At 60.9% G+C, this 26,312-nt stretch carries 17 protein-coding genes; 13 read left to right on the top strand and 4 right to left on the bottom strand.

Features of this window, described 5'->3' with window-relative positions; all coding sequences use genetic code 11:
* Positions 1-840: 840 nt before the first annotated feature.
* From AQ611_RS20920 to AQ611_RS20875, 10 genes are all read left to right on the top strand, one after another.
* Complete coding sequence (locus AQ611_RS20920; RefSeq protein ID WP_069235919.1) at positions 841-1,212, top strand: hypothetical protein; 372 nt, start codon at positions 841-843, stop codon at positions 1,210-1,212.
* A gap of 141 nt (positions 1,213-1,353) precedes the next feature.
* Positions 1,354-1,689, top strand: coding sequence for an MFS transporter (locus tag AQ611_RS20915; protein ID WP_146011712.1), 336 nt, complete (start codon positions 1,354-1,356; stop codon positions 1,687-1,689).
* Positions 1,690-1,852: 163 nt separating this feature from the next.
* A complete protein-coding gene (locus tag AQ611_RS20910) occupies positions 1,853-2,650 on the top strand; it encodes a Crp/Fnr family transcriptional regulator (RefSeq protein WP_069235917.1) in 798 nt (265 codons plus the stop codon).
* Positions 2,651-3,379: 729 nt separating this feature from the next.
* Complete coding sequence (locus tag AQ611_RS20905; protein ID WP_069235916.1) at positions 3,380-4,327, top strand: TauD/TfdA dioxygenase family protein; 948 nt, start codon at positions 3,380-3,382, stop codon at positions 4,325-4,327.
* Between the two features lie 50 nt (positions 4,328-4,377).
* The gene (locus AQ611_RS20900; protein WP_069235915.1) at positions 4,378-5,454 is read left to right on the top strand and encodes an ABC transporter substrate-binding protein; all 1,077 of its coding nucleotides are present in this window, start codon (positions 4,378-4,380) and stop codon (positions 5,452-5,454) included.
* Positions 5,454-8,000 carry a TonB-dependent receptor gene (locus tag AQ611_RS20895; protein ID WP_083237489.1) on the top strand — a complete coding sequence of 849 codons (2,547 nt, stop codon included), beginning with the start codon at positions 5,454-5,456 and terminating at the stop codon, positions 7,998-8,000. Before AQ611_RS20900 ends, AQ611_RS20895 begins: the two co-directional genes overlap by 1 nt.
* A 25-nt stretch (positions 8,001-8,025) precedes the next feature.
* Complete coding sequence (locus AQ611_RS20890; protein WP_197517137.1) at positions 8,026-9,681, top strand: ABC transporter permease; 1,656 nt, start codon at positions 8,026-8,028, stop codon at positions 9,679-9,681.
* Between the two features lie 67 nt (positions 9,682-9,748).
* Positions 9,749-11,419 carry an arylsulfatase gene (locus AQ611_RS20885; RefSeq protein ID WP_069235913.1) on the top strand — a complete coding sequence of 557 codons (1,671 nt, stop codon included), beginning with the start codon at positions 9,749-9,751 and terminating at the stop codon, positions 11,417-11,419.
* Positions 11,420-11,545: 126 nt separating this feature from the next.
* A complete protein-coding gene (locus AQ611_RS20880) occupies positions 11,546-12,367 on the top strand; it encodes an ABC transporter ATP-binding protein (RefSeq protein WP_069235912.1) in 822 nt (273 codons plus the stop codon).
* Positions 12,368-13,229: 862 nt separating this feature from the next.
* Complete coding sequence (locus AQ611_RS20875) at positions 13,230-15,023, top strand: S53 family peptidase (RefSeq protein WP_180978101.1); 1,794 nt, start codon at positions 13,230-13,232, stop codon at positions 15,021-15,023.
* A 216-nt stretch (positions 15,024-15,239) separates the two neighbouring features.
* On the opposite strand, the gene AQ611_RS20870 is transcribed toward AQ611_RS20875, so the two are convergent.
* Complete coding sequence (locus AQ611_RS20870) at positions 15,240-15,629, bottom strand: hypothetical protein (RefSeq protein ID WP_069235911.1); 390 nt, start codon at positions 15,627-15,629, stop codon at positions 15,240-15,242.
* Positions 15,630-15,698: 69 nt separating this feature from the next.
* A complete protein-coding gene (locus AQ611_RS20865) occupies positions 15,699-17,462 on the bottom strand; it encodes a S10 family serine carboxypeptidase-like protein (protein ID WP_069235910.1) in 1,764 nt (587 codons plus the stop codon).
* Positions 17,463-19,007: 1,545 nt separating this feature from the next.
* Here AQ611_RS20865 and AQ611_RS20860 point away from each other — a divergent pair.
* On the top strand, positions 19,008-21,116 hold the full coding sequence (locus tag AQ611_RS20860; protein ID WP_069236437.1) for a prolyl oligopeptidase family serine peptidase: 2,109 nt from the start codon (positions 19,008-19,010) through the stop codon (positions 21,114-21,116).
* A gap of 26 nt (positions 21,117-21,142) precedes the next feature.
* Here the strand turns inward: AQ611_RS20860 and idi are convergent, their stop codons facing one another.
* Together idi and dxs are read right to left on the bottom strand one after the other, a co-directional pair.
* Positions 21,143-21,715, bottom strand: coding sequence for an isopentenyl-diphosphate Delta-isomerase (gene idi / locus AQ611_RS20855; protein ID WP_069235909.1), 573 nt, complete (start codon positions 21,713-21,715; stop codon positions 21,143-21,145).
* Positions 21,716-21,840: 125 nt separating this feature from the next.
* Complete coding sequence (gene dxs, locus AQ611_RS20850) at positions 21,841-23,811, bottom strand: 1-deoxy-D-xylulose-5-phosphate synthase (RefSeq protein WP_069236436.1); 1,971 nt, start codon at positions 23,809-23,811, stop codon at positions 21,841-21,843.
* Positions 23,812-24,235: 424 nt separating this feature from the next.
* Here dxs and AQ611_RS20845 point away from each other — a divergent pair, with 424 nt between their 5' ends.
* Both AQ611_RS20845 and AQ611_RS20840 read left to right on the top strand, forming a co-directional pair.
* A complete protein-coding gene (locus AQ611_RS20845) occupies positions 24,236-25,198 on the top strand; it encodes an SAM-dependent methyltransferase (protein WP_083237486.1) in 963 nt (320 codons plus the stop codon).
* A 44-nt stretch (positions 25,199-25,242) separates the two neighbouring features.
* The gene (locus tag AQ611_RS20840; RefSeq protein ID WP_146011711.1) at positions 25,243-26,244 is read left to right on the top strand and encodes a terpene synthase family protein; all 1,002 of its coding nucleotides are present in this window, start codon (positions 25,243-25,245) and stop codon (positions 26,242-26,244) included.
* The last annotated feature ends 68 nt before the right edge of the window (positions 26,245-26,312 follow it).

The following is a 26,312-nucleotide window of genomic DNA, read 5'->3' as shown; positions in this document are numbered from 1 at the left end:
CAATTCATTCCTGATCGGATTTAATTTGGCATTATGTGTTTTGATTGATGCATTATGATTTTGTGTTTTTGTGTTTATCTAAAACTTGCCAAGTTTAATGAGGAATGTTATGGGGGAATATTTTTTTAGAGTCGTTTTCTTTATAAACTGATTGACATGCCTGCTTTGCCTTACTACGATCGAATGTATTAAGGAGCGAATTAACTGGTTGGTAAGCCGGTAATTTCAGATGCAATATTTTCAGACGATATCGAGGCCGCTTGGCATGGTGCGAGGAAGGCCGTGATAACAGAAAAAACTATTTGGATCATTTGCCGGAGGAGATGGGCAGCTAGGCTGCCGTAAATTATGCCGATTGCCATGGGCCGTGAATCTGCTTCCCTCTTGCCGGCGCTGTCCGCGAGTGCCGGAATTGCCGCAGCCGTTGGCCTTTCGATTGTCTCGATTTACAAAAAATCGGTGAGCCGGGCGTCGGCTGGCCGAGTGCTCCGCATTATCTCAATCGGCGGTGCCGATAATCATCGTATTGCGAGTAAAAATGACGTGACGCACGCCGTCGATTAGACGGAAATCGCTTTGCGGCGATGAAAGCCGCTCGTCGATAAAACGCCGTCAGCGGCGCGCCGGGTTTCGTCACGATTTTCAACCAACGCTGAGCAACTGGCAACTCAGATCATGCTTGGCCTTTTGCGGCCGGATCGCTTCGCGATCTGGCCGCATTTTTCATCGGCGCTTGACCGATATTGAAAGGCCGCCGATGGCCGTCGGCGCGGCGGCTGCACCTTCGACGAAAACGCATCGCGCAAGCATTCAATAAAACTCGATGCCGCAGGCCCGGCGGTGTTCGTGGCGGCGGCGCTGTCGCGGCTGTTGCCGCGCGACACGCTGATGAGCCGGGGCTGGCGCGTGCCGTTCGTATTCGGTTTGTTGATCGGGCCGCTCGGATTTTATCTGCGACGGCTTCTCGACGATACGTTGCACCAGACGGTGGCCGCCGCGGATGCGTGTGGCGCAGCGGCGAAGAAGTCGGCGGCTGCGGCTGGCAGCGCCGAGGCGGCCGTGCCGCCAGCAGCAGCGGCATGCGCGCCGGCCACGCTACGTCGCGCCGCCCGAATTTTGTGGCGGCAGATCGTGGCGGGCACGCTGCTCGTGATCGGCGGCACGTCGACGATGTATACGATCGTCTTTTCCTGCCTGTGCTCCTGCTCATGACCTGCGGGATGCCGCCGTCGGTCGTGCTGCTCGCGGGCGGCGCGGCGGCGGCGCGCCGCTTGTCGGTTCGCCGTTCGCCGGCAGGTTCCCCGACAGGTTGACGCGCCGCAAGCCGTTGATTGGCGCATCGTGCATCGCGTCGTGCGTGATCGTGCTGCCCGCGTTCGCCGCGAGCACGCATGGCCGTCGGTCGTCACGGCGCTCGCGGTCGTCTGCGTGCTGATCGGCCTGATGACGCTGTCGAGCCCGGCCGGTTTCGTGCTGATTCTCGAAACGCTGCATCCACAGGTGTGGACGACATCGCCCGGCGTGATCTATGCATTCTGCGTGACGATTTTCGGCGGCTTCGCGCAATGGATCGTCAGCGCGTTGTGGCACGCATCGGGCAGCTTTTACATGCCGGCGTGGTACGTGCCCGGATGCGGGCTCGCAAGCCTCGTCGGGCCGGCGATGTTGAAAGAGGCCGCGCACGCATGAGCGGCGCGGCAATCCGGAAGCTTCGCATATCTGATCGATTGCGGCACTTCCTTCGCACCGGGCGCGGGTGATAAGTACATAAAAAAGAAGTCTTTGGCGGCACTCCCGGATCAATGCTTACATAGTCCGTTCCGATTCTTTCCGCGCGATCCACACCGCCACCATGAGCGATATCAGCGAAGCGATCGAGATCCGCCGCCCGAGCGCGCCGCGAGCCGATTTGCCGTTCCAGCCATACCGGGCGGGCCGCGCGCTCGATGCGCGCACGCGCCGCGCGATCCACGCGGCATTCACCGCGAATCCGTGCCTGCGCAACTGGCCTGCCGCGTCGATCGACGCATTGTGCGATGCCGGCTACTTGCGCACCTGGACGAGCGGCGAGCTGATCTTTGCGCGCAACGGGCCGTGCGACGATATCCAGGTCGTGCTGTCCGGTGCGATCGAGATGAGCTGGACGAACGCGGCCGGCACGCGTGCGGTTGCGATTTACATGTGGCCGAACGAGGTCATCAATTTCATTCCGGTGATCGACGGCGGCGGCTCGATGCACGACCAGCGCGCGCATGGGCTGACGACGCTGTTCCATATCTCGCGTGATGCGCTGTTCGCGCAGTTCGAGCGCGAGCCGTCGCTGCTGCGCGGCGTGCTCGACTTGATCTGCGCACGCAGCCGTGCGTTGCATCGGCGCATCGGCAGGAGCGCGCTGTCGGGGTTTCGCGCGCGGCTCGCCGATCAGTTGCTGAGCCTCGCCGAATGGCACGGGCAGCCGGCGCAGCGCGGCATCGAGCTGACGATCCGGCTGTCGCAGGAAGATCTTGCTTCGCTGCTCGTCGCGTCGCGGCAGAGCGTGAACAAGGAACTGCGCCGGCTCGTGCGGGAACGCGTCATCGACGCGCAATACAGCCGGCTGACGATTCTCGATATCGAGCGTCTGCGCGAGATCAGCGACGGCGACGAGTGACGGTGCGGGGCGTTTTGGGGCGCGGGCGTAGCCCACGTCGCGCGCATCGCGCCGCTGCTGCCGGTTTTGCGACGCAGAGGGGACGAGGGAGTGAAGGGGGCAAGGCGGGGCGTCGAGCCATTCGCGTGCCGGGCTCTGAAGGCCTGACGGAGCGTGAGCGAAGCAAACGGCGCAAGCGCTACTGGCATTCCGAGTATGTCAGGTCTCTCGCCCACCACATGCATCGTGGCGACGGCCGGCATTACGGCGCGCCACTTCGCCGCGCGCGGATCACGCGCCGCGTCGCTGATTACGCGCCGGCGCCGCTTGCGATGGGCGCCGTATCTCGCACGACACGCTTGGCGGAAACGTCACGCTTCAGATGCACGAACGCTAAGCATTTCACCGCCGCGCGCATATCGGCATGCCAACTTCGTCTGTCAAATGTCCAACGCGCGATAGATTCCGCGCTGCGCCCCTGCCAATAATGATTCCCGTCAAATCTTTCCGACTGGACCCTTGACGTGCCGAACCCTTGTGTTGCCCCCGCAGACCACCGCTTGAACCGCCGCGCACGCTTTGCGCCACGCTGCCGGCGTCAATGCCACTGTCGCCACCGCTGAGGCGGCTGATCGCGACTGCGCGGCAACGGCCGCGGCGCGTCGTTTTCCCATGTGTTATCGCCAGCTGCTGCGCGCATTGCGCCGGTGCGCTGTTTCGTCCTGCTCATTTCATATCCGGAGTGCCGTCATGACCAATCTGAGTCTCGCCGCGTCGAATTTGCTCGACATCCGTCCCGTCACCGGCCGCATCGGTGCGCAAGTTCATGGCTTGAAGCTGTCGGCCGCGCTCGACGCGGCAACTGTCGGCGCGATCCGCGCCGCGCTGTTCACGCACAAGGTGATTTTCTTTCGCGACCAGACACACCTGGACGACGCCGCGCACGAGGCGTTCGCGAAACGGCTTGGCGACCCGGTCGCACATCCTACGGTGCCCGCCGTCGACGGTACTGAATACTTGCTCGAACTTGATTCGCATCGCGGCGGGCGGGCGAATTCGTGGCATACCGACGTGACCTTCGTCGACGCATATCCGCAAGCGTCGATCCTGCGTGGCGTGACGATTCCCGAGGTCGGCGGCGACACGGTCTGGGCCAACACGGCCGCCGCCTATGAGGATCTGCCCGCGCCGCTGAAGTTGCTCGCCGAGCAATTGTGGGCCGTGCACAGCAATGATTACGACTACGCGGCCCATCGCGTCGGTAACGGCCATTCGGCGCATGACGAGCAGGCACTCAAGCGCTATCGGGAAGTGTTCGTGTCGACGCGCTACGAAACCGAGCATCCGGTCGTGCGCGTGCATCCGCACACGGGCGAGAAAACGCTGATTCTCGGCCATTTCCTCAAGAATTTCACCGGTGTGTCGCCGTCGGGTTCCGCGCACCTGTTCGAGCTGCTGCAAAGCTATGTGACGCGTCCGGAGAACATCGTGCGCTGGCGCTGGCGCGAAGGCGATGTCGCGATCTGGGACAACCGCGCGACGCAGCATTACGCCGTCAACGATTACGGCGACGCGCACCGTGTCGTGCGCCGCGTAACGCTGGCGGGCGACGTGCCGGTTAGCGTCGACGGCCGCCGCAGCGTCACGCGCGTGCGCGAGCCGAATCCGCACGCGGGGGCCGCCACTCACGCCGCATAAGCAGGCCGTGCACCGCGCCGCACTGTCTTTCCATGTCTTTCAGGACGACTATGAAATCACTCATTCGATGGCTGAAACCACTGTGGCTGCCGATGCTCGCGTTCGCGCTTGCGGTGCCGGGTGCGGCGCCTGCGCAGACTGTCATCCGCATCGCCGTGCCCGACACGAGCGCAGGCCCGAAGCCTGCGGGCGGCGGTATCGTCGACGTGATCTACGCGAACAAGCTGCTCGACAAGGCGTTTGCGAAGCAGGGCGTCGAACTGCGTTGGACGTTTTTCAAGGGCGCCGGCCCGGCGATCAACGAAGCGTTTGCGAACGGGCAGGTCGATCTCGCGTTTCTCGGCGATCTCGCTGCGGTGATCGGCCGCGCGAACGGGCTCGACACGCGCCTGATCGCCGCGCTCGCGCGCAACGTCAACGGCTTTCTCGCCGTCACGCCTGGCTCGGGAATCGCCGATTTGCGTGCGTTGAAAGGCAAGCAGGTGGCGGTGTTTCGCGGCACGGCGCTGCAATTGTCGTTCGACAGCGTGCTGCGTGCCGAGGGGCTTGCCGAGCGCGACTTGCGTGTCGTAAACCTCGATCCGAACGCGGCAGCGGCCGCGCTTGCCGCGCGCCGGATCGATGCCGTATGGGGGGCCGCCAGCGTGTTCGTGCTGCGCGACAAGGGGCTCGCGGATGTGCCGGTCAGCACGAAGGGCCGCCGGGGCGTCGGCACGCTGAAGGCCGGGCTGGTGGCGTCGTCCGCGTTTTTGCGCGCGCATCCGGAACTGGCGCGAACCGTCGTGAAGACGGTGGTCGAGGCGTCGCAATGGCTGTCGGACAAACGCAATTTCGACGCCTTCATCGCGCTCGAGTCGCAGCAGGGCAACATTGCGCCGTCCATCTGGCGCAACGAGCTGACCGCCGACGATCTGAGCGTCGTATTCTCGCCGCTGCTCGACCGCTACTACGTCGATGCATTCAAGCAGGACGTGCGCACGGCGAAGGAGGCGGGTTTGATTCGCCGGCCGTTTGACGTCGATGCGTGGATCGACCGCAGCTACGTCGAGGCCGCGCTGCGCGAGCTGAATCTCGGCGCGCACTGGCAGGCATACGAATCGTTCGGCAAGCCGGGGAATGCGTTGTGATGGCCAGGATGACTAAACGCAATACGGCACGGTTGAAATGGACGGCGCTTGCGGCGGCGTGGATGCCGACCATTGCGGCTTGGGCGCAGGCAGACACTGCGGCCCGGGCGGCCGATGCGGCCCGGGTGCCGGCGGCGTCGCGAGCATCGGGCCCGATCAACGGCAAGCGCGCGCCGGGTGCCGGATATGCCGCCGCGAAACGAGCGCACGCCGCTCAAGCGGCACTGGCAACGGCGGCGCAGACAACGACTCCCCGTGCAGACGCGCCCGGCGACGCGACACCGCCCGGCAGTCGGGCCGCCGTGCCGAACAGCGATGTAATCGCACCGCCTGCCGTCGTGCTGAAGGACGTCGTCGTCACTGCGCGCCGTCGCAAGGAAAGCGCGCAGCGGGTGCCTGCGCCGATCTCGACCGTGAGCGGCGACGATCTCGAACTGTTGCGCAACTATCGCGTGCAGGATCTGCAGACCGTGCTGCCGAGTACGAATGTCGCGTTCATCCACGCCCGGCAATCGAGCGTTTCGGTGCGCGGCCTCGGCAACAATCCGGCCAATGACGGCCTGGAAGGCAGCGCAGGCGTCTATCTGGACAACGTATATCTCGGGCGTCCCGGCATGGCGGTGGTCGATTCGCTCGACGTCGAGCAGATCGAACTGCTGCGCGGTCCGCAAGGCACGCTGTTCGGCAAGAACAGCACGGCCGGCATCCTCAATATCACCACGCGCAAGCCGACGATGCGCACCGAGGCGTCGCTCGAGCAGTCGCTTGGCCTGCATGGCTACGTGCAATCGAAAGCCGTGCTCTCGGGGCCCCTGTCGACAACGCTCGCTGGCCGGCTGGTGCTATATCGCACGCACGAGGACGGCGACGTGACGAACCTGTTCAATGGCAGCCGGCTGAACGGCGGTACGCGCGAAGGCGTGCGCGGCGAACTGTTGTTCAAGCCGTCGGCGAACCTGAGCGCGCGCGTGATCGCCGATTATCATCGCGAGGATTCGAGCTATGGCACGACGGTCCTGTACGGCTTCGGGCCGACGATCAACGGCTATAACCCGTTTCTGAGCCGCGCGGCGTCGATCGGTGCGACGCCGGTAACCAATCCCGCGCTGTATCAAGTCAATCTGGATTCGCGGCAACACGTGAGTGTTCATCAGGGCGGGGTGTCGGCCGAAGTGAACTACACGCTGCCAGGCGGTCACACGCTGACGTCGATCAGCGCCGCACGTTTTTGGAATTTCGAGCCCGCCAACGACGATAACCTTAACAGACCCGTGATCTACAACACGGGCGTCGCGGTCAACGATCATCAGCTTTCTCAGGAACTCCGGTTCGCGTCGCCGACGGGCGGCCGCATCGATTACGTGCTCGGCGCGTATTATTTTCATCAGCGGTTGAGCAACAACACGTTCGCATTCTACGGCCCGTTTGCGGATGCGATGATTCTCGGCAACCATAGCGGCGCGCTCGCGAACACGGCATCGAGCGCGCCCGCGACGATGACGACCGACAGTTTCGCGCTGTTCGCGCAAGGCACGTGGCACGCGACGCCGCGCGCGGACGTGACGGCCGGCATCCGCGGCACCTATGAAACCAAGGCCGCGAGCGTCACCCGCAACGCACCGGTCGGCGGCGCGCCGTTGCCCGCCGCGCTGCAGGCAGTGCGTAACGGCGTAATCGGACAGTACGCATCGGGGGATCTGAATCTGTATAACCTGAGCCCGTCCGCGCTGCTGAATGTCGGCTATAAGCTCGCGCCGGACGTGCTCGCCTATGCGACGCTGTCGCACGGCGAGAAATCGGGCGGCGTGAACATGTCGGTGTCGTCCGCGCCAACCCAGGGCGCGCAATCGCTCGTGGTCGGCCCCGAACGCGCGAACAACGCGGAACTCGGGGTGAAGAGCGAATGGTTCGCACGCCGATTGATCGTGAACGCGAATCTTTTTTGGACACAGGTGAGCGGCTATCAAGCGACCAGCTTCGTCGCAACGCCCACTGGCGTCGTCTCCGTGCTGTCGAACGCGGCCGACGTGAGAAGCCGCGGCGCGGAACTCGATTTGCGCGCGATACCGATCCGCGATCTCGTGTTGGGCGTCAACGCGTCGTATGTGAACGCGACTTATACGTCGTATAAAAATGCGCCGTGCCCGTCGGAGGTATCGATCCCGAATCCGAAAGCGACGTGCAGCCTGAGCGGGCGGCCGGTGGCCGGCGCACCGCGCTGGATCGTCAATCTGAATGCGCAATATCAGTTCCGGCTCCGTCACGAGATCGACCAATACATCGCCGCGCAATATTCGCTGCGCTCCAGCCAGTACGGCACGCTCGACGATTCGCAGTACGGGCGTCTGCCGGGCTACGGCGTGCTGAACTTGACGACCGGCTGGCGCCTCGCGACGGGCCGGCATCAATGGGACTTGTCGATATGGGCGCGCAACGTGTTCGACAAGCGCTATTACCTCGCGTCGTTCGCGACCTACAACGGTGCGTACACGGCATCGGTGGGCGACGAACGGATGATCGGCGCGACGCTGCGCTATGACTATTGATGCGTGACGACCCAGGAGCCTGACGATGGCGAGATCGAGCGAGCCGATCGTATCGATGCGCGCCGTGCCGCTTCGGCCCGCCGGCGCGGCGCGCGTTTATACGCCGCAAACGCAGAGCCGTGCGGCCGGCCGCGTCGCGCGAGCCGTGGCCGGGTGGCGCGCGCTGAGCGGCGCGGCGCTGCCGGTGCTATGGATTGCATTGTGGTGGCATGCGGCGCATCGGCATTGGATGTCGCCGCAAATCCTGCCTACCCCCGAGCTGGTTTGGCACACCGCGATCGAACTCGCGTCGGACAACCTGTTTGCTCAACTCGCGGTGAGCCTCATGCGGCTTGCGATCGGGTTTGCGGCAGGCGTTGTCGCGGGCATCGCGCTCGGTGCGTTGATGGGGCGATCGCGGCTCGCGCACGAGCTGGTGTCGCCGCTGTTTTACGCGTTCGCGCAAATCCCGACGCTTGCATGGCTGCCGCTTTTGATGGTCGTGCTAGGCATTGGCGAAGCGCTGAAGATCGCGCTGATCGTCAAGGCCGTGCTCGTGCCGGTGGCGGTCCACACACAGTTCGGCATGCGCACGGTGCCGCCGCGGCTCGCGGAGATCGCCGCCGTTGCTCGGCTGCCGCGCCACACGACATGGCGCCTGCTCATCGCCCCAGCCGCATTGCCGCCGATGATGACGGGGCTGAGAATCGCGCTCGCGCAAGGCTGGCTGACGTTGATCGCGGTCGAATTGCTCGCGTCGTCCGAGGGGATCGGCTACCTGATGGTATGGGGCCGGCAGATGTTTCAGCTCGATATCGTGTTCGTCTGCATTGCGACGATCGGCGTTACCGGCTTTGCGATGGACGATGTGCTGCGCCGGCTCGATGCACGGATCGTTCGCTGGCCCCGCACCGCGCTGGCCGAGCATGCGTCAGGCGCGCCGCGCGGTATGCTCGCCAGACTCAATGGCGCGATCCTGCCCGCTGTACTCGTCGCCGTTTGGGCTGCCTGCGCGCATTGGCAATGGGTTGATGCGCGTTTGCTGCCCGCGCCGTCGGCTGTGTTCGCGGGCACTTGGCGCGATCTGACGAGCGGCGCTCTGCCGGTGCCGCTTGCGCATACGTTGCTGCGTGCGCTCGAAGGGCTTGCGCTCGGTGCGCTGGCCGGAACCGGCGTGGGGGTCGCGCTTGGGATCGTGCGCTGGCTGGGCCGTGCTGTCGCTCCGACGCTCGCGGCGTTGCGCCAAGTGGCGATCTTCGCATGGATTCCTTTATTGACTGCATGGGCTGGCATCGACGAGCTTGCCAAAGTGATTTTCGTCGCGCTTGCCGCGTTCTTTCCGATGTCGGTCGCCGCGCAGCGCGCAGTCGAGAACCTGTCGCCTCAGCTGGCCGAAGTGGCGCACACGCTGCGGCTGTCGACGCGGCAGCGTCTTGTTGCATTCGTGCTGCCGTCGATCGCGCCGGGCCTGTTCGCGGGGCTGCGTCTCGCGCTCGTCTACGCGTGGCTTGGCGCGATCGGTGCCGAATACTTCATGCCGTCGGGTGTCGGCATCGGCAGCTTCATGCTCGATGCGCAGCAATTGTTTCGAATGGATCGATTGCTGAGCGCAGCGGTGATCGTCGGCGCGCTCGGCGCGGCGCTCGGCTGGCTCGGTGGTCGGCTTGAAACCATGGCAACGCGCTGGCGCGGCCCGAGTTGAGCCGTGCTTGCGCCTTAAGCGTGTATTTCCGTTTCCGATTTTTATCGCACTCCAAACCAGGACCATCATGTCGACTTCCGTCATCCCGCGTCGCCGGCCGGCCGAACGGCCGAACTTTTTGATCATCGTTGCCGATGATCTGGGCTTTTCCGATCTCGGCGCGTTCGGCGGCGAAATCGCGACGCCTAATCTCGACGCGCTCGCTTACGCGGGCGTGCGCTTCACGGATTTTCATGCGGCTTCCGCCTGCTCGCCAACCCGCTCGATGCTGCTGAGCGGCACCGATCACCATATCGCCGGCATCGGCACGATGGCCGAGGCGCTGACACCGGCGTTGCAGGAGAAGCCGGGTTATGAAGGATATCTGAACGATCGTGTCGTCGCCTTGCCCGAGCTGCTGCGCGACGCGGGTTATTTCACGACGATGGCAGGCAAATGGCATCTCGGACTCACGCTCGATCGCGCGCCAGCGGCACGAGGCTTCACGCGATCGTTCGCGCTGTTGCCGGGCGCGGCGAACCATTACGGCTTCGAGCCGGTCTCGGCCGACACCGAGCAGCCGAGGCTGATGCGAACGACGCGCTCGCTGTATGTCGAAGGCGATCACTTCGTCGACGCGCTGCCCGAGCATTTCTATTCGTCCGATACGTTCACGGACAAACTGCTGCATTACCTCGGCGAGCGCCTCGACGATGGCCGTCCGTTCTTCGCGTATCTGCCGTTTTCCGCACCGCACTGGCCGTTGCAGGCGCCGGCCGAGATCGTCGCGAAATATCGAGGCCGCTACGCACACGGGCCGGATGCGCTGCGCGAAGCGCGGCTTGCGCGCCAGCGCGAGCTGGGCTTGCTCGAGGCCGGCGTCGAAGCTCATCCGGTCGTGGCGCAAAACCCGCAATGGGCGCAGCTTACGTCCGGCGAGCAGGCCATTTCTGCGCGGACGATGGAAGTCTATGCGGCGATGGTCGAGCGGCTCGACTGGAACGTGGGCCGCGTGATCGATTATCTGAAGGCGACGGGCGAATTCGATAATACGTTCGTGCTGTTTTTATCCGACAACGGCGCGGAGGGCGCTTTGCTCGAGGCATTGCCGGTGTTCGGCCCAAACCTGCAGCAGTTCCTGAGCGAATACTACGACAACAGCCTCGACAATATCGGCCGTGCGAATTCCTATGTGTGGTACGGCCCGCGCTGGGCACAGGCGGCGACTGCGCCGTCGCGGTTGTACAAGGCATTCACGACGCAAGGCGGGATTCGCGTCGTCGCGTTCGCGCACTATCCGGCACTCGCACGCAAGCGCGAGATCGGCGATGCGTTCGCGACCGTGATGGATGTCGCGCCGACGGTGCTTGAACTCGCAGGCATCGCGCATCCAGTGACGCAATATCGCGGACGCGAAATCGCGCCGCTGAAGGGCGCATCGCTCGTAAGCTATCTTCAGCGCACGACATCGCACGTGCATGACGCCGAACACGTGACGGGATGGGAGCTGTTCGGCATGCGTGCGGTGCGGCAGGGCGACTGGAAGGCCGTGTTCATTCCGCAGCCCGTGGGCCCGGGCGCGTGGCAACTCTACGATCTCGCTGACGATCCCGGTGAAACCCGCGATCTTGCCGACGCCGAGCCCGAGCGTCTCGACGCGTTGCTCACGCATTGGGAACGTTATGTGATCGAAAACGGCGTGCAGTCCGGTGCGCAGCGCATATTCGAGACGTTGCCACAACAGCAACAGAAAGATTGACCGGTCCGTGCGTCGAGCGCGAGCCGCGTCAGCGGCATGCCAGGTGTCGCGATCGACTTGCCGACCGCTATTGCCGCGGCGATGCGGCTTGAACGCATTCTTTCTCTATTCAAACGGAGCACGGTCATGAATCGATCGGCACCCGCCATTGCATTTCATCGCGTGGGCAAGACTTTCGATGTCGGCGGACGCCCCTACGAAGCGATTCGCGATTTTTCGCTCGACATCGCGGCAGGGGAGTTCGTCGCGATCGTGGGCGCGAGCGGCTGTGGCAAGTCGACGCTGTTGCGCTTGCTCGTCGGACTCGACACCGCGTTCGACGGTGACATTCGCGTCGACGGCGAGCCGATCGACGGCGTCGGCGCGGAGCGCGGCATCGTGTTTCAGGAGCATCGGCTGTTTCCGTGGTTATCGGTCGAGCGCAACGTCGCGCTCGGCATCGCCGCCCAAGCGTTGCCGGCACATGCGGTCGCGCAGCGCGTGGCGGATGCGATCCGGCTGGTCGGACTCGGCGGGTTCGAGCGCGCATTGCCGCACCAGCTTTCGGGCGGCATGGCGCAGCGTGTAGCGATTGCGCGCGGGCTGGTTGCAAACCCGCGGATCCTGATGCTCGACGAGCCGTTCGGCGCACTCGATGCGCTTACCCGGCAGCAATTGCAGGACGAGTTGCTGCGCGTTCGGGCGCACGAGCGAATCACGACGCTGCTCGTCACGCATGATGTCGACGAAGCGGCGTACCTTGCCGATCGCGTCGTCGTGATGCGGCCCAGGCCGGGGCGAATCGGACAGGTTATCGATATCGCGCTGCCCAGGCCGCGCGAGCGGCTCAGCTACGATTTCCACCGTTATCGGGAAATACTCGCGGCCTTGCTGCTGAGCGATAGCGAAGATATCGGTAGTTTGCACGCGCCGGCTTATACGCTCGAATTGAATCGCATTGCCCGGTAAGAGGAGACGGAGGAATAAAACTTTTCAAATGGATTACTCTGACATTTAGCCGTTTTATAATCCAAATAATGAAATAAATGTCCCATATTTGATTCGATTCGCCGGTGCGCCAAGCCCGCCAAGGGCTCCTTCTCCTGCCTTCCATTCATTCCTTAAAAGAATGAAATCAAGATCCCCTATCTATAATTACAAACCTTTCCGTTGTTTTTGTCATGGATTGTTAATTTTTTAAGGTTCAAAATATCAAATCTTCATTGATTGACAAACCATAGATGATGATCAAACAAAGTTATTGACATGCGCATTTTGTGTTACTAGGATCGATCGCAGTTATAGAGATTAAATATCGAGAGAATGTCCATTTAATATTTTTTTGCAATTGCATTGCCGCGCTGATTAAAACGCGAAAGAACTCTATGCGGATGCATGCAAAAAATCATGGCGGTACCGGAAACAGGGGGGGTGTTTCGGCTCGGCGCTCGTGTGAGCGCCGGGCTGATCCCCTGATCCAGTTTTGATTGGTTGCTGGAAGGAGGGGAGGGATTTTATGTCACCGTGAATCGTGTTTGTTCGTTGGGTCACGAATCCGTTCGCATCCAATCGTCCCGTTATCCATGGGCGTTGGTGCTGCAACAGTGCTAGTTACCCCTAGAGCTAACCATGCAGAGAACTCGGCAAGCCTGATGTCGACGAGTTGGATGCTCGGTGCTTTTTCCTTTGACGTGTGAGGCGCCGCTACATCACGCAGACGAAGCACGCTTGATATCCAACGCCCCGCATCGATGAATGGCGTTGCTTTCCAATGATGAAATCCACCATCAATAGATAGGAATGCAAAATGATTAATGAAACGAGACCCAACATGAAAAAGACCACGTCACGAGTGTTCAAGCAAGGCCGCTTGGCGGCTGCATTGGCTATCGCGTTTGCAGCAAGCGGAGCAGCGCTTGCCGACGCGACGCCGGGAACCGATGCGAGCAACTGGGTGCCAACCCGCAACCAAGTGCATGCGAACGTAACCAATGCACAATTGGTTGGAACTGCGAATGATTCCGAGCCGGTGTCGATCACCGTCACGATGAAGCTTCGCAACGAAAGCAAGCTCGATCAATTCATCAAGGAAGTACATCGTCCGGGAAGTGCATCGTTTCACAAGTTCCTGAGCGCGAGCGAAAGCACGGCGGACTACGCACCGACCCAGCAGGAAGCCCAAGCCGTTGCGGATCACCTGACTCGCGCAGGCTTCACCAATGTCCAGATCGCGCCGAATCGGATGGCCGTCACGGCGCAGGGCACGGTCGGCGCCGCGCGTGCCGCGTTCCACACGTCGATCGGTCACTTCAACGTGCATGGGCACGATGCGATTGCGAATACGGCGCAGGTGGAGGTGCCGGCGGCACTGAGCGGCACGGTCGATCGCGTGCTCGGCTTGCAGACGCTGCATCGCCCACAGGTTTTCTCGCGCACGCCGAAGCCGGCCTATACGGTTAACAGCTCGGGTGGCCATGCATACTATCCGAAGGAGTTTGCGACGGTCTACAACGCCGGATCGGTGCCGGCGGCCACCTCGACTGATGTGGCCATCGTCGGTTGGGGAACGATGACCAACAGCGCGGCCGATCTGGCCTATATGACCAAGGATCAGGGCCTGCCCAGCATCCCGACGACGATCAAGGGTTATGGCGGTCCAACGGCGGGCGCGACGGGCAATGACGACAGTGGCCGCGGCGAGTGGTCGATGGATGCCCAAGCGATTGCCGGAGTCAGCGGTGGCGTGAAAAGCCTGACGTTCTATACCGCGTATAGCAACATCGATTCACGGCATCCGCAAGGTTCGGCGACCAACGCCGGAATTGCTGCGGCGATCAATGGTGCCGTCAGCGACAACATCGCCAAGGTCATCAATATGTCGTGGGGCGATACCAACAGCGAAGTGTGCTCTGGCACGAGCGATACGGCCTGGCTCGATTCGTACTTCAAGCTGGGTGTCGCGCAAGGGCAGACGTTCTCGGTCTCCTCGGGCGACAATGGCGCGTATCCGTGCAACGCGCCGCAGAACGGCGCTTATGGCGACAAAACTCAGCCTACCGTGAGCTATCCGGCCACTTCGCCGTATGTGGTTTCCGTCGGCGGCACGACTTTGAACACGACGACTACCGACAGCTACATTTCCGAAACCGTCTGGCCGTACAGCGGCGGCGGACTGAGCAAGATCGAAGCGAAGCCGGCATGGCAGACCACGGTTTCGGGCAACTATCGCGCGGTGCCCGACATGGCGTTCGATGCGGACTGGAACAATTCGCCGATCCGCTATTACATGGCCTATGTGCCGGATAGCTCGACGAGCAAGGGTAGCGGTATCACGCAATCCGGCTATTACGACAACGGTGGCACGAGCTTGGCTTCGCCGCTGTTCGTCGGCTCCTGGGCCCGCTTGGAAAGCGCGCACGGCAACTCGATGGGCTTTGCAGCGCCTGCGCTTTACGCGTATGGCACCACGATGCCGGTACACGACGTGACGAGCGGCAGCAACGGCCTCTATACGGCAGGCGCCAGTTGGGATAACGCTTCGGGCTGGGGCAGCTTCGACATCTCCGGCATGAGCACTTTCATCACCAACACGCCGGGCTTTGTGACCACGTCCAATCAGCATTAACCCTTTCTGAAGCGCGGTAACGCACGCCCGAGCCCACGAATAGTGGGCTCGGGCGTGTCGCATTGCCATTCGGTGCGGCGATTATTCACGGGGATGGCTAAGGAATCCAACCGGTTTTTGTGACGACGTCGAATTACTGATTGCCGCCGGCTTCGGCGTTGATTCGACGATTGGCAGGTGGGCTTTCGAGTGCCCACCTGTTTTTTTATGGGTCGGTTATTGCCGTTGCTGGAGGAACTGCTGCACTTGCTTGAGCGTGACCTTGCCGGTGTGAGCGGTATCGATTTCTTCGAAATGCTGAGCAACGAAGCCCAGCCCGCTGGCTTGCGCATCGGCCTTCGAGATCGCACCGCCATTCGCGAGCGTGCTGTTGGCGCCGAGGCTAGCGGCGAGGCGGCTTTGCGCTTGCTGTTGCAACGCGGCGCCGGTCGTGGCCGATGCAGGCGCAGCGATCGCTGTGCGCGGGAAGAACGGGCCGTCAACGCCGCCGCCTTTCGGCGGCGTCGCGGGTGCAACGGCTTGCAGTGATGCGGCGCACGCGCCGCTGGCAATTGCGGCCAGCATCAGGACCGGCGTGATGCGTCGCAATGACAGAGTCTTGGACATGACGTTTCTCGTATCAAAATGGTTGAGCGCACGCGCCGCCAGCGGGCGGCGCCGTACTGCATTGCTACGTTAGTGGGCCGCTGCGATCGCCGTCTTCACCGTTGGCGTGCCGGCCGGATTTTCGTCCGGCCACGGCGGCGGCAATTGCGCGAGCGACAGCGCGGTCGAGATCGGCTTGCTTTGATAATAGGCGACGAGATCATCCCGCATCTTCGGCCGCGCCACGTCGTCCAGGTAGATCATGTGACCGCCCTGGTAGAACGTAACCTGCAGATTCGGATTGAGCCCCGATACGGATTGCAGGCGCGCGAGCTGGTTTTCGGTCAAAAAGTACGGCGTCGCCAGATCGTGATAGCCATTCGACGACAAAACCTTCAGTTTCGGATTGAGCTGCAGCGCAGCGAGCAGATCCGGAATCGTGTCCGGTACGGCCTGGCCTGCGTGGCTGAAATCCCATACGCCGATGATGTCGTTGTTGAGCGGCGCGTAAGTTGCGTTCGGCGCCTGATAGCCGAGATAGTTCGGCAGTTGCGTCGCGAGCGCATTCGTAAACGGCTGGGAAATCAGGATATCCGACGGATCGGAGTCGTTTTGCAGGCGAGGGTCCGAACTCGGCAGTGATACGCGGCCATCATAGCGGCCGATCGTGGAGCCGGGCACGAGCGCCGTGCCGTAATAGCTATTGCCGAAGTACGCGTTCAGCGACGATACCGTCATCTTCGTCTGCGTGGACCACGACGCGAGCGTATTGTTGTCCGGGAACACTGGTGTGGGCACCAGCGGCGTGCCGGCGAAGAAGAACGTCGGACCGTATTGAGACAGCGACGTGTACTGTGCGGTGACGAAGTTCAGGATCTGCGTTGCATACGCGCCGAGATCCGTTGGCGTCGGCGACACCTGGTTGAAGTAAGCGGCAACCTGCGCATAGCTCGGAAAGTAGCCGATCATGCCGTCGCTCGCGAGCTTCAGTTCCACCGCGTTCGCGCTCGGATCGCCGTTCGTGATCGCGTAGGTTTCGCCCGGATCGGCGAAGTAATTGAGAATCGATGATTGCAGCACGATTCCGGTCAGCTTCACGCCGGCGGATTCGAGCGACAGCGCGAGCATGTTCGTGCGCGGCGTGCCGTATGATTCGCCGTACAGATAAATCGGCGAGCTTGAGCGATTGTTCACCGCAAGATAACGCCGGATGAAGTCGCGCATCACTTTCACATCCGCATCTGCGCCCCAGAACGTCTTGTTCGTGTTCGGCTGGATTGCCTCGGACAGGCCGGTGCCGGGCGGATCGATGAACACCATGTCGGTCGTCGCGATCAGGCTTTCCTTGTTGTCGATGAGCGGGAAATTCGGCCAGTTCGTCATCAACGGATCGGGCGTCGCAACCCGTGTCGGCGCGAACGAACCCAGCCGCAGCCAGATCGAAGACGAGCCGGGGCCGCCGTTATAAAAAAACGTGACCGGCCGAGGTGAGCCGTCCAGACTGGGCGCGGTATAAGCGACATACGACATCGACGCCTGCGGATTGCCGTTCGGGTCCGTGGCGGTCAAGTGGCCCGTCGTCGTCGTATAGTTGACGATCGTGCCGCCGGACTTCCACTGGTGATGCATGACAGCCGCTTGTTCGGTGACCTGTGCGGCAGGGAGGCTGTCGCCGGACTTGGTCGAGTAGGCGATGGTATCGGTAAAGGGCCGGTCGGGCGGCAGCGGCTGGGTGTCGATGTCATCGCCACACCCGGCAATCGATGCCAGCACCATGCATGCCAGCAAAGTTCCCCCTGCATGCCGGGCAGCCCGCTTCAGCACGAACCTGGCTTCGTCTCGTATTTCTTCCATCTCTCGTCCCTTGTGTTCTGAATGGGTTTGGAATGGCTCTTGTGATCTTGCGAGATTGCGGGCCGCGCGCCGTGCGGTGAAGCCCGCCCGAGTTTGTGCGTCGCAAGCGAGTGAGACGCCGCAGACCCAGCCCGATCAATATACTTTAGTTACTCTAAATTTTTTAGCGGCATTGGAGAATTTTTGCTATTCGGTGACGTACCGCCGCAATGGCGTGCACCGAAGGGCGCTTGATTGGCCACGCAGGTACGCAGCGCATTGTGAGGACAAATACTTTCAAAAAATTTACATCGCGACGCTCGGCGTAACGGCGGCCTGTTGCAATTCGATCGCATCGAATCGACAAGGCACGGCGCGCATCGGGATGGCCACGTCCCCGATTGCGGCGATGCAGCACGTCGCGGCTGCGTCGCCGGGGCGGCCCTTCAGTGGCCGTTGCGCGTGTTGCTCATGCAAACCTGGGCAAGCGCTCATGTTTCAGCGGAAAAAAGCGCGAGCGAGTACGCATGCCAGCCTTAACGGTCTGAGCGGACGTGAGCGCAGTCTGATTTCGTAAAATTTAAATCAATTTCGCCGTGTTTCAATATGGTGTGATGAATGCTTGTTAAAGTAAATCTTCTATTGCGAGGATCTCGTCGGAATCTATTTGCGCAGCCGTTGATGAATTGAATGATGAAATTCCAGATGTAAAATTCGACTATAAAAATCAACAAAAATCAGGCTACAAACGCCCGTTGCAAAAATGAACGAGCGTTTTCGGGAACAACGGGCGAGCGCTCGTGACAGTGTAGAGACCCTGTCGTCAACGGCTCACGAGGTAGCCGACGAATGTCCGCACGATTTGCCGGTAACGGGCGATTTGGGTCGATCGCTTCTTATTGGTCACCCTGGCCTCATGGTCATCGGTATCGGGTTCGAAAAAAGCGCAGCGCATGCACCTCTGGAACGATACCGCTGTCGATGTTGACCGGCGTGCGCGAGAGTCTGGCGAATAGCCGCAGTTCTTCCCCTGCTAACTTGCACGAATACGACATGTCACGGATACCGATTACCCGGTAACGAAGCATTGTTGATTTTTGTTGCTGAAGCAACATGTTGGTTGACGCGAACAGCGGTGACTTCGCAAGATGGGTAGCGTACTGAATTTGTATTCGCATATATACGCATACATTCGATTGCGGCATCACGGCGGTTTTGCGTATCACATGTCCGTCCCGTCGTGCAGTGCGAATGCACGGAGGCGCTTACTGTTTCGTGAGATCCGGATTTTCCAGTTCTGCTTGCGCACGCGACGAAGTGAATAAGACGGGCGTTGCACTCAAGCGGACTCACCGCGTTCATGGCCGCTCTTGGACAGAGCCGCCGCCAACTTAGTCATGCTACTCAATTCAACGGATGACATATGATGGACTAAACACCTGGAGCCTTCATGAAAGAGGCTTCAGGCATTTCCGGCGCGAGCCCGTCAGGAAGTGTTCTTGAGACGATCCGAAATAATGCATGCGATGGGCTCGGATCGCGTCGATCAATCGGAAGAGCATTACATTGTTATCGAAACCTCACACCACTCAGTCGCCGTCGGCGCACCCGTCGGATCCCTATCTTGCGCTCGAGGCGGCGCAGGATTCCGATGTCGAGACCTGGATCGGCGAGCAGAACACGCGCACGATGCGTGCATTCGGCGATACCGCGCGTTCGCAGGCACGTGCCCGGCGCATTGCTCAAATTCTCACGTCGAGCGAACGTATCGCACAGTGTTCGCGTTTCGACGCATGGGGCTACAACACGTGGATCGACGACGCGCATCCGCTTGGCCTGGTTCGGCGCACGCCCTGGCAGGCATGGCTCGACGGCCGGCCGCAGTGGGAGGACGTACTGGATGTCGGTACGATCGATTTAAACAATCGCGACGGCGACGGCCCGCGCTGGGTGTTGGTGGATTTCACCCTCGTTCATCCCACCTACGACCGCGCGCTCGTGATGCTTTCGCCGGGCGGCGCGGACGCGTGCATCGTGCGTGAATACGATGTGAATTCACGCATGTTTGTGAAAGACGGGTTCGAGCTTGCCCAAGCGGGGCGGCACTGCGTGTCGTGGATCGATCGCGACACGATTTATGTCGGCTGGGACGACAGCGCGGTCAACGACGCGCCGCAACTCACTGCGTCGGGTTTTCCGCGCCAAGTGCGCAAATGGCAGCGAGGCACCGACGTGGCAGCGGCGCCAGTCGTTTTCGAGGGCAGACGGGATGACGTGTCCGTGGTGGCGACCTATGACGATGTGAATAAACGGCATTTGGCGTGGCGCGACGTCACGTTCTTCGAGTCGGAGGGATTCTGGCTCGATCAGGACGGCACGTGGCAACGCTACGACGTGCCACGCGACGCAAGCGTGTTCGAATGGAGCGGATGGCTGCTTGTCACGATTCGCTCGGATTGGACAGTTGGCGGCACGATGCAGACGGGCGGTACGTTGCTGGCATTCCGACGTTCCGCATTTGTCGAAGGTGCGCGTGATGTCACCGTGCTTTTCGCACCGGGCGAGCGGCATATCCTGTCGGACGTGAGTTACACGCGAAACTGGCTGATCATCAAACATAAACAGGACGGGGTGACGCAGGTGACGCTATGGCGGCCGCCCGTTGCCGCCGAAAGCGCGTGGCAAGACCGCGAATGGGCATTGCCGCAGGGGTGCGAAGTGTCATTGAGCGCAATCGATGAAATTCGCGACGACACGGTCTTGATTCACACCGAGCATTTCCTGACGCCACCGTCATTGTATTGGGCCGATCTCGCGGATGAGTCGCCCTGGCGGCTGATTGCCCGGCTGCCTGCGCAGTTCGATGCAGCGGGGCTGGCCGTCGAGCGTCGCTATGCTGCCGCGCCCGATGGGGTTCGGATTCCTTATTGGATCATAGGCCGCGAGAGCGATCTGCGCGGCAATCCGCGGCCGTGCGTGCTGTTCGGCTATGGCGGTTTCGAAGTCGAATTCGATACGCCGTTTTATCTGAACGTCGACGGCTACGCTTGGCTCGAAGCGGGCGGCGTGCTGGCGATTGCCGGCATCCGCGGCGGCGGCGAATTCGGGCCTTCGTGGCACCGCGCCGCACTGCGCGATAAGCGTCAGACAGTATTCGACGATTTCATCGCCGTCGCGCAGGCGCTGGTCGATGCCGCGACAACCACGCCGAAGCAACTGGCTATTCGAGGCGCAAGCAATGGCGGCTTGCTGACGGCGGCCTGCATGATACAGCGCCCGGATTTGTTTGGCGCGGTCGTGTCCGAGATGCCCGTGCTCGACATGGCGCGTTTTCATGTTTTGCTGCAAGGCGCGGCATGGATCGACGAATATGGCGATCCCGACGACGCCGACGCACTGCGCGCATTGATGGCGTATTCGCCATACCAGAACGTGAAAGCGGGCGTTGCCTATCCTCCCGTTCTATTCACGACGTCTGCAACGGACGACCGGGTGCATCCGGGGCATGCGCGTAAGATGGTCGCGAAGATGCAGGCGCTCGGGCATGAGCAGGTGTGGTATTGGGAGCAGCGCGACGGCGGGCATGGGCCCGGCGTCGAGCCGGAAGCCGTCGCGCGCGCGTATGCGACAGTGTACGAATTCCTATGGACGACGATCGGTTCATGCCGCGATTGATGGACGTTTGCCGGGCGAGCCGTGCGTCAGCGCGTGGCAGAGGCGCTGCCAACGGCGATTAGCCGGCCCGCGTTGGCGGCCCATGCCGACAAGCCGTCTTTGCCCGTTCGCGCGACGATGTGCCGGAACCAGATAGTGAATGCATCGGGGTCTGCCGCGATCCATGTGAGCAGCGTCGGCAGATCGATCCATCGCCACGCGGCGACTTCGGCCGGGTCAGGAGCGAGCACATCCTGAGCCGCGCCGGTGTGGATATGTAGGAACTCGTGTTCGACGAGCCCGTTGTCGAGCGGCGCGCGATACAACAGCGTGTCGACTTCCCTCAGTTCGCAGGCGAAACCCATTTCCTCGTGCAGACGGCGGCGTGTGGCATCGGGTAACGTTTCGCCGGGGCGCGGATGCCCGCAGCAAGTGTTGGTCCACAGTCCGCCCGAGTGATATTTGCCATGCGCCCGCTGCTGTAACAGTACTCGGCCTGCGTAATCGAACACGAAAATCGAGAATGCGCGATGCAGCAGCCCTTCGCGATGGGCGTGCAGTTTGCCGCATACGCCGAGGGCGCGGTCATCGGCATCGACGAGGATCAAGCGCTCTTCCATCTGGTCTCCTGATATTTCCGCGCCGCTGTGTCCGTGCGCGGATGCAGTGGTCGGCACGGACCGTTGTGCTTGCCGATTGATCGGAATGCCGCTTCTTTTGCCGAGTAAAGATAGCAGTGCAAACATTACAGCGAATACGGGTGCGGAGCGTTGTCGAGCATGGCGTCGAACGGCAGGATGGTTGCAGTGGTCGCCGTGGCTGCGTTGGCGGCGGCCGCTGCGGGACACCTATCGAGCCGGGCGATAAAACGCTCGACCGACGCTCGAATGCCGGCAGCGTCGAGTCCATTTAATGTCAATAATTCGTCCGGCTCGCCGTGTTCGACGAACGCATCCGGCAAGCCGATGCGCAGCACTGGACGGGAAATCAGCATGTCGGCCAGCGCCTCGATGCAAGCCGATCCCGCACCTGCATGCAGGCAGCCTTCCTCGATCGTGACGAGAACCTCGTGGGTCGATGCGATCTCGCGCAGCCGCGTGGTGTCCAGCGGTTTGACGAAGCGCATGTCGACCACCGTTGCATCGAACGCTTCGGCCGCGCTCAACGATGGTGCCACCATCGTCCCGAACGCGAACAGTGCAATGCGCCGTCCGTTCGGCGCATTGCTTGAGCGCAGCAGCGCCGAGACGCCGATCGGCAGCACCGTCATCTCCGCTTCGATCACCGCGCCCGGTCCGCCGCCGCGCGGATAACGGACCGCGCAAGGTCCAGGCTGCCGCAGCGCGGTATGCAGCATCTGCCGGCACTCGTTCTCGTTCGACGGCGCCATCACGATCAGATTGGGGATGCAGCGCAGATACGCGAGATCGAACGCGCCCGTGTGTGTCGCGCCGTCTGCGCCGACGATGCCCGCGCGGTCGATCGCGAACGTAACGGGCAAGTTCTGGATCGCGACGTCGTGGATCAACTGATCGTAGCCGCGCTGCAGAAACGTTGAATAGATCGCGACGACGGGGCGCATGCCGTCCGCCGCCAGCCCGGCCGCGAACGTAACCGCATGCTGCTCGGCGATTGCGACGTCGAAATAGCGGGCAGGAAAACGCCGCTCGAATTCCACGAGGCCAGAGCCCTCGCGCATCGCAGGCGTGATCGCGACGACGCGCTCATCGCGCTTGGCTTCGTCGCATAGCCATTCGCAAAAGACTTGCGCATAGGGTTTCCGCTTGGATCGACCCGGTACGATGCCCACAGCCGGATCGAATTTGCCGGGCCCGTGATACCGGATCGGATCAGCTTCAGCCAGCGGATAGCCGCGGCCCTTCTGCGTAACGACATGCAGCAGATGCGGACCCGGCACGCGTTTCAGGCCGGCCAGCGCGTCAATCAACTGATTGACGTCGTGGCCGTCGATCGGGCCGGCGTAGTCGAAGCCGAACTCTTCGAACCATGTCACGGGGGCGGCCTGGCCTTGGACCGGTGTTTCGAGCCGGTTGACGGGCTGGCGTGTCGGTGGCGCGAGATTCATCAGATCCTGAGCACGCCGCTTGGCGCGCGTCCGCGCTCGGCCCGCAATCAGCCTGCCGAGCGCGTGCCTGAGCGCGCCCACCGATGGAGAGATCGACATGTCATTGTCGTTTAGGACAACGATGAACGGCAATGCGTTGACGATGCCGGCGTTGTTCAGCGCTTCGTAAGCGATGCCTGCGGATAGTGCGCCGTCGCCGATGACGGCGATGCAATGGCGCGAGACGCATTGCAGCCGGGCCGCGTGCGCCATCCCGAGGGCGGCTGAGATCGACGTGCTCGAATGCGCGGTGCCGAACGCATCGTATTGCGATTCGCAGCGACGGGGGAAACCGGAAATCCCGCCGAGCTGACGGATGGTCGACATCGCGTCGCGGCGGCCGGTAAGGATTTTATGTGGATATGACTGATGGCCGACATCCCAGACGATGCGGTCGTGCGGTGTGTCGAATACGTAATGCAAGGCAATCGCGAGTTCGACGCCGCCGAGGTTTGAGGCGAGATGGCCGCCCGTCTTCGATACGCTGTCGAGCACAAAAGCGCGCAACTCGTCGGCGAGTTGGGGGAGAGTCGCGCGCTCGAGCGTGCGGAGGTCGCAGGGTAGGCGGATGTGTTGGAGGAGGTTATGCATGATGGCTTTTTCCATAATAATTATACAAATTACATCCTGCTCTATTAATGGATTTAAAACAATAATTTTTGTACTGGTATTACCTGGTTGATGAAGCTCTTGAAAAATAAAAATATATTTCATATAAAAATAACATCTTCTTTTTTCGAGGATCGTAGTATTAAAAGTGAAAAAACTCCAGGCCAAAGATTGTTTCATAAGTGGGGTTGATGTCGAAAATTGAATCTATTTCTTATGAAAATTAATTTGAATGAGCGTGTTATGAATTTGTGCTCATGAGTGAATGGATTCGGTGCCGGTGTTTCCTGATTTGTAGGGGGTAGAGGTATTTGGGTTTTAGATCTAATGGGGTCATGCGGCGTGTGATTTTTGTGATCTATTACCTGGAGAAATAAAATCTGCTTTTCATGTGAAAAGGTGAAATATGGAACATGCCAATGCTCAACGGGGAGTGTCTGCCCATCATTCAATGAATTCCGGAATGCTGCCGATCAGGTGCTTACGCGGCGATGCTGTCAACGATTACGAAAGTAAGATCGAAACGACTTATCAAGGCGATCCGGAAGAATGGCGTAAGGCAATTGGCGATTATTTGTTATTTCAGTTCGGCGTCTATGACGATCCCCGCTCGACGCCGCCGATCTCGCTGGATGAGGCTGGCATCCGGTATTTTGAGCGTCAGCTAAACCTTGCCGGTTTTGACGATCCGGATCATCCCGATGTAGAACGGATTCTCGATATCGGGTGTGGCTGGGGCTACATACTTAAATATCTGGCTGAACGCTTTCCTAACTGCATGCGGCTCGACGGCATCAACGTGAGCCGGGAGCAGCTTGAATATTGCGCCCGTTTTCATGCAAAACATGGTCTGGCGGATCGAGTCAATCTGTATCAATGCAATGCTCAAGATGTTCATCTTCTGCCGGACCATGCGGCCCCATATGATCTCGTCATCATCCGAGGCGTGATTTCGCACTTTCCGAACGAATTATATGAAAAATCGATGCACGCTTTGCATGGAAGAGTGCGGCCCGGCGGCATGGTGGTGATTTCAGACAATCTTTACAACGTGGATCTCGACGAATACACATCGGATACACCGGACGAAGTGGATCGTATCGCATGTAAACACCGTAAAACGGCCAAGTATTTTGTGCAGGTGTTGACCAATGCCGGCTTCAAGATGCGCGACATGCGCGTATTACCATCGAATATCGACGTTGCCCGTTGGTTGATGGATTCGAAAGCGAATATTGAGAAACATTTTCCCCATGGGGCGACGGGTACGCTCGAGGAATTGCGCGTACTGGCCGAGAATTGGTCCGTCGCACTGATCAAGAACAAGGTCTCGACATACAGCGTAATCGTCACCCGGCCGATCGGCTGATCCCACATGCACACCGGCTGTTGGTTCGATATACGGAGCGCCGTATGACTGAATCCAGCGTAGCAACCGCAATGGATCGAGCCGCTGCGTCGGACGAGTTGTTTTTTCCGTCGCCGCGACTTGAATTGAAGGCCGCGTGGCATCCGCTGCATGATGCGATCGAGCAGCAACTGGCCGTCGACAACTATTCGTATCTGCTGCGTCACTGCGGCAACGAACAGGCCGCGCGCTGGTTTCTGTCGCAACGCGTCCCGGCGTATGGCGGGCTATGTTACCCGAACGCCCTAGACGAGCGGATCTATGCGATCGAGCAGTTGATGAATGTGATGACCTTGATGGACGACGCATTTACCGCATTCGCGCGGGACGGCAATCAACCGGGGCTCGATGCACTGCGCGGCGATTTCATTGCCGCCATTGACGGCAAATGTCCTTCTCCGGATACGCCGTCCGCCCAGTTGTTGTACGAGACGCTGCGATTGATGGATGGCGTGCGCACGTCGCGCCCTCGTTTCTGGCAGCGATTCATCGGCTGCATCGGTGAGCAGATCGATATGCAGGCGAATCCGTCAGCCATCGATGTCGCGCACCTGTCATTCAACGAATATCTCCAGCTCAGACATGTCGAGGGATTTGGCCATTGGATCACGCTAACGACCGAATACGCGCTTGACGTCGATATGGGAGATTTACTGGACGAGTCATTGATCGCCGTGCGCGATGCGGCGATCGACTCGGTGATTCTCGTCAACGATCTTTTTTCGTTCCGCAAGGAATCGTCGTCGTCGGAAACGCTGAATGCGGTTTGGATTTTGATGCGCGTCGAGCAACTCGATACCCAAGCCGCGATATGCCGGCTCGCCGAGCTATGCGAGCTAAACGAACGTCGGCTGATCGACGCGCAGAACTTGGTTGCCGCGAGCGCGCTCGGCCAGCGGGCCGACGTGCGTGCCTATATTGCCGAGCTGGGCCACATGAGCGCCGGAAACGCGGAGTTCCATCGATTCAGTACGCGCTACCACGCAGAGGAGTGCGATAGCGGGTGATGTGCGGGTAGACAGCAGATCACGTTGACGGTAGGCAAGGTAGGCAAGCACAGATCGCGTTTTGACGG

The sequence above is a fragment of the Burkholderia singularis genome, from assembly GCF_001718875.1.
In the GTDB taxonomy this organism is placed as follows: Bacteria; Pseudomonadota; Gammaproteobacteria; order Burkholderiales; family Burkholderiaceae; genus Burkholderia; species Burkholderia singularis.
Note: the sequence above shows the minus strand (reverse complement) of the source record. Positions and strands in the feature narration are given on the sequence as shown.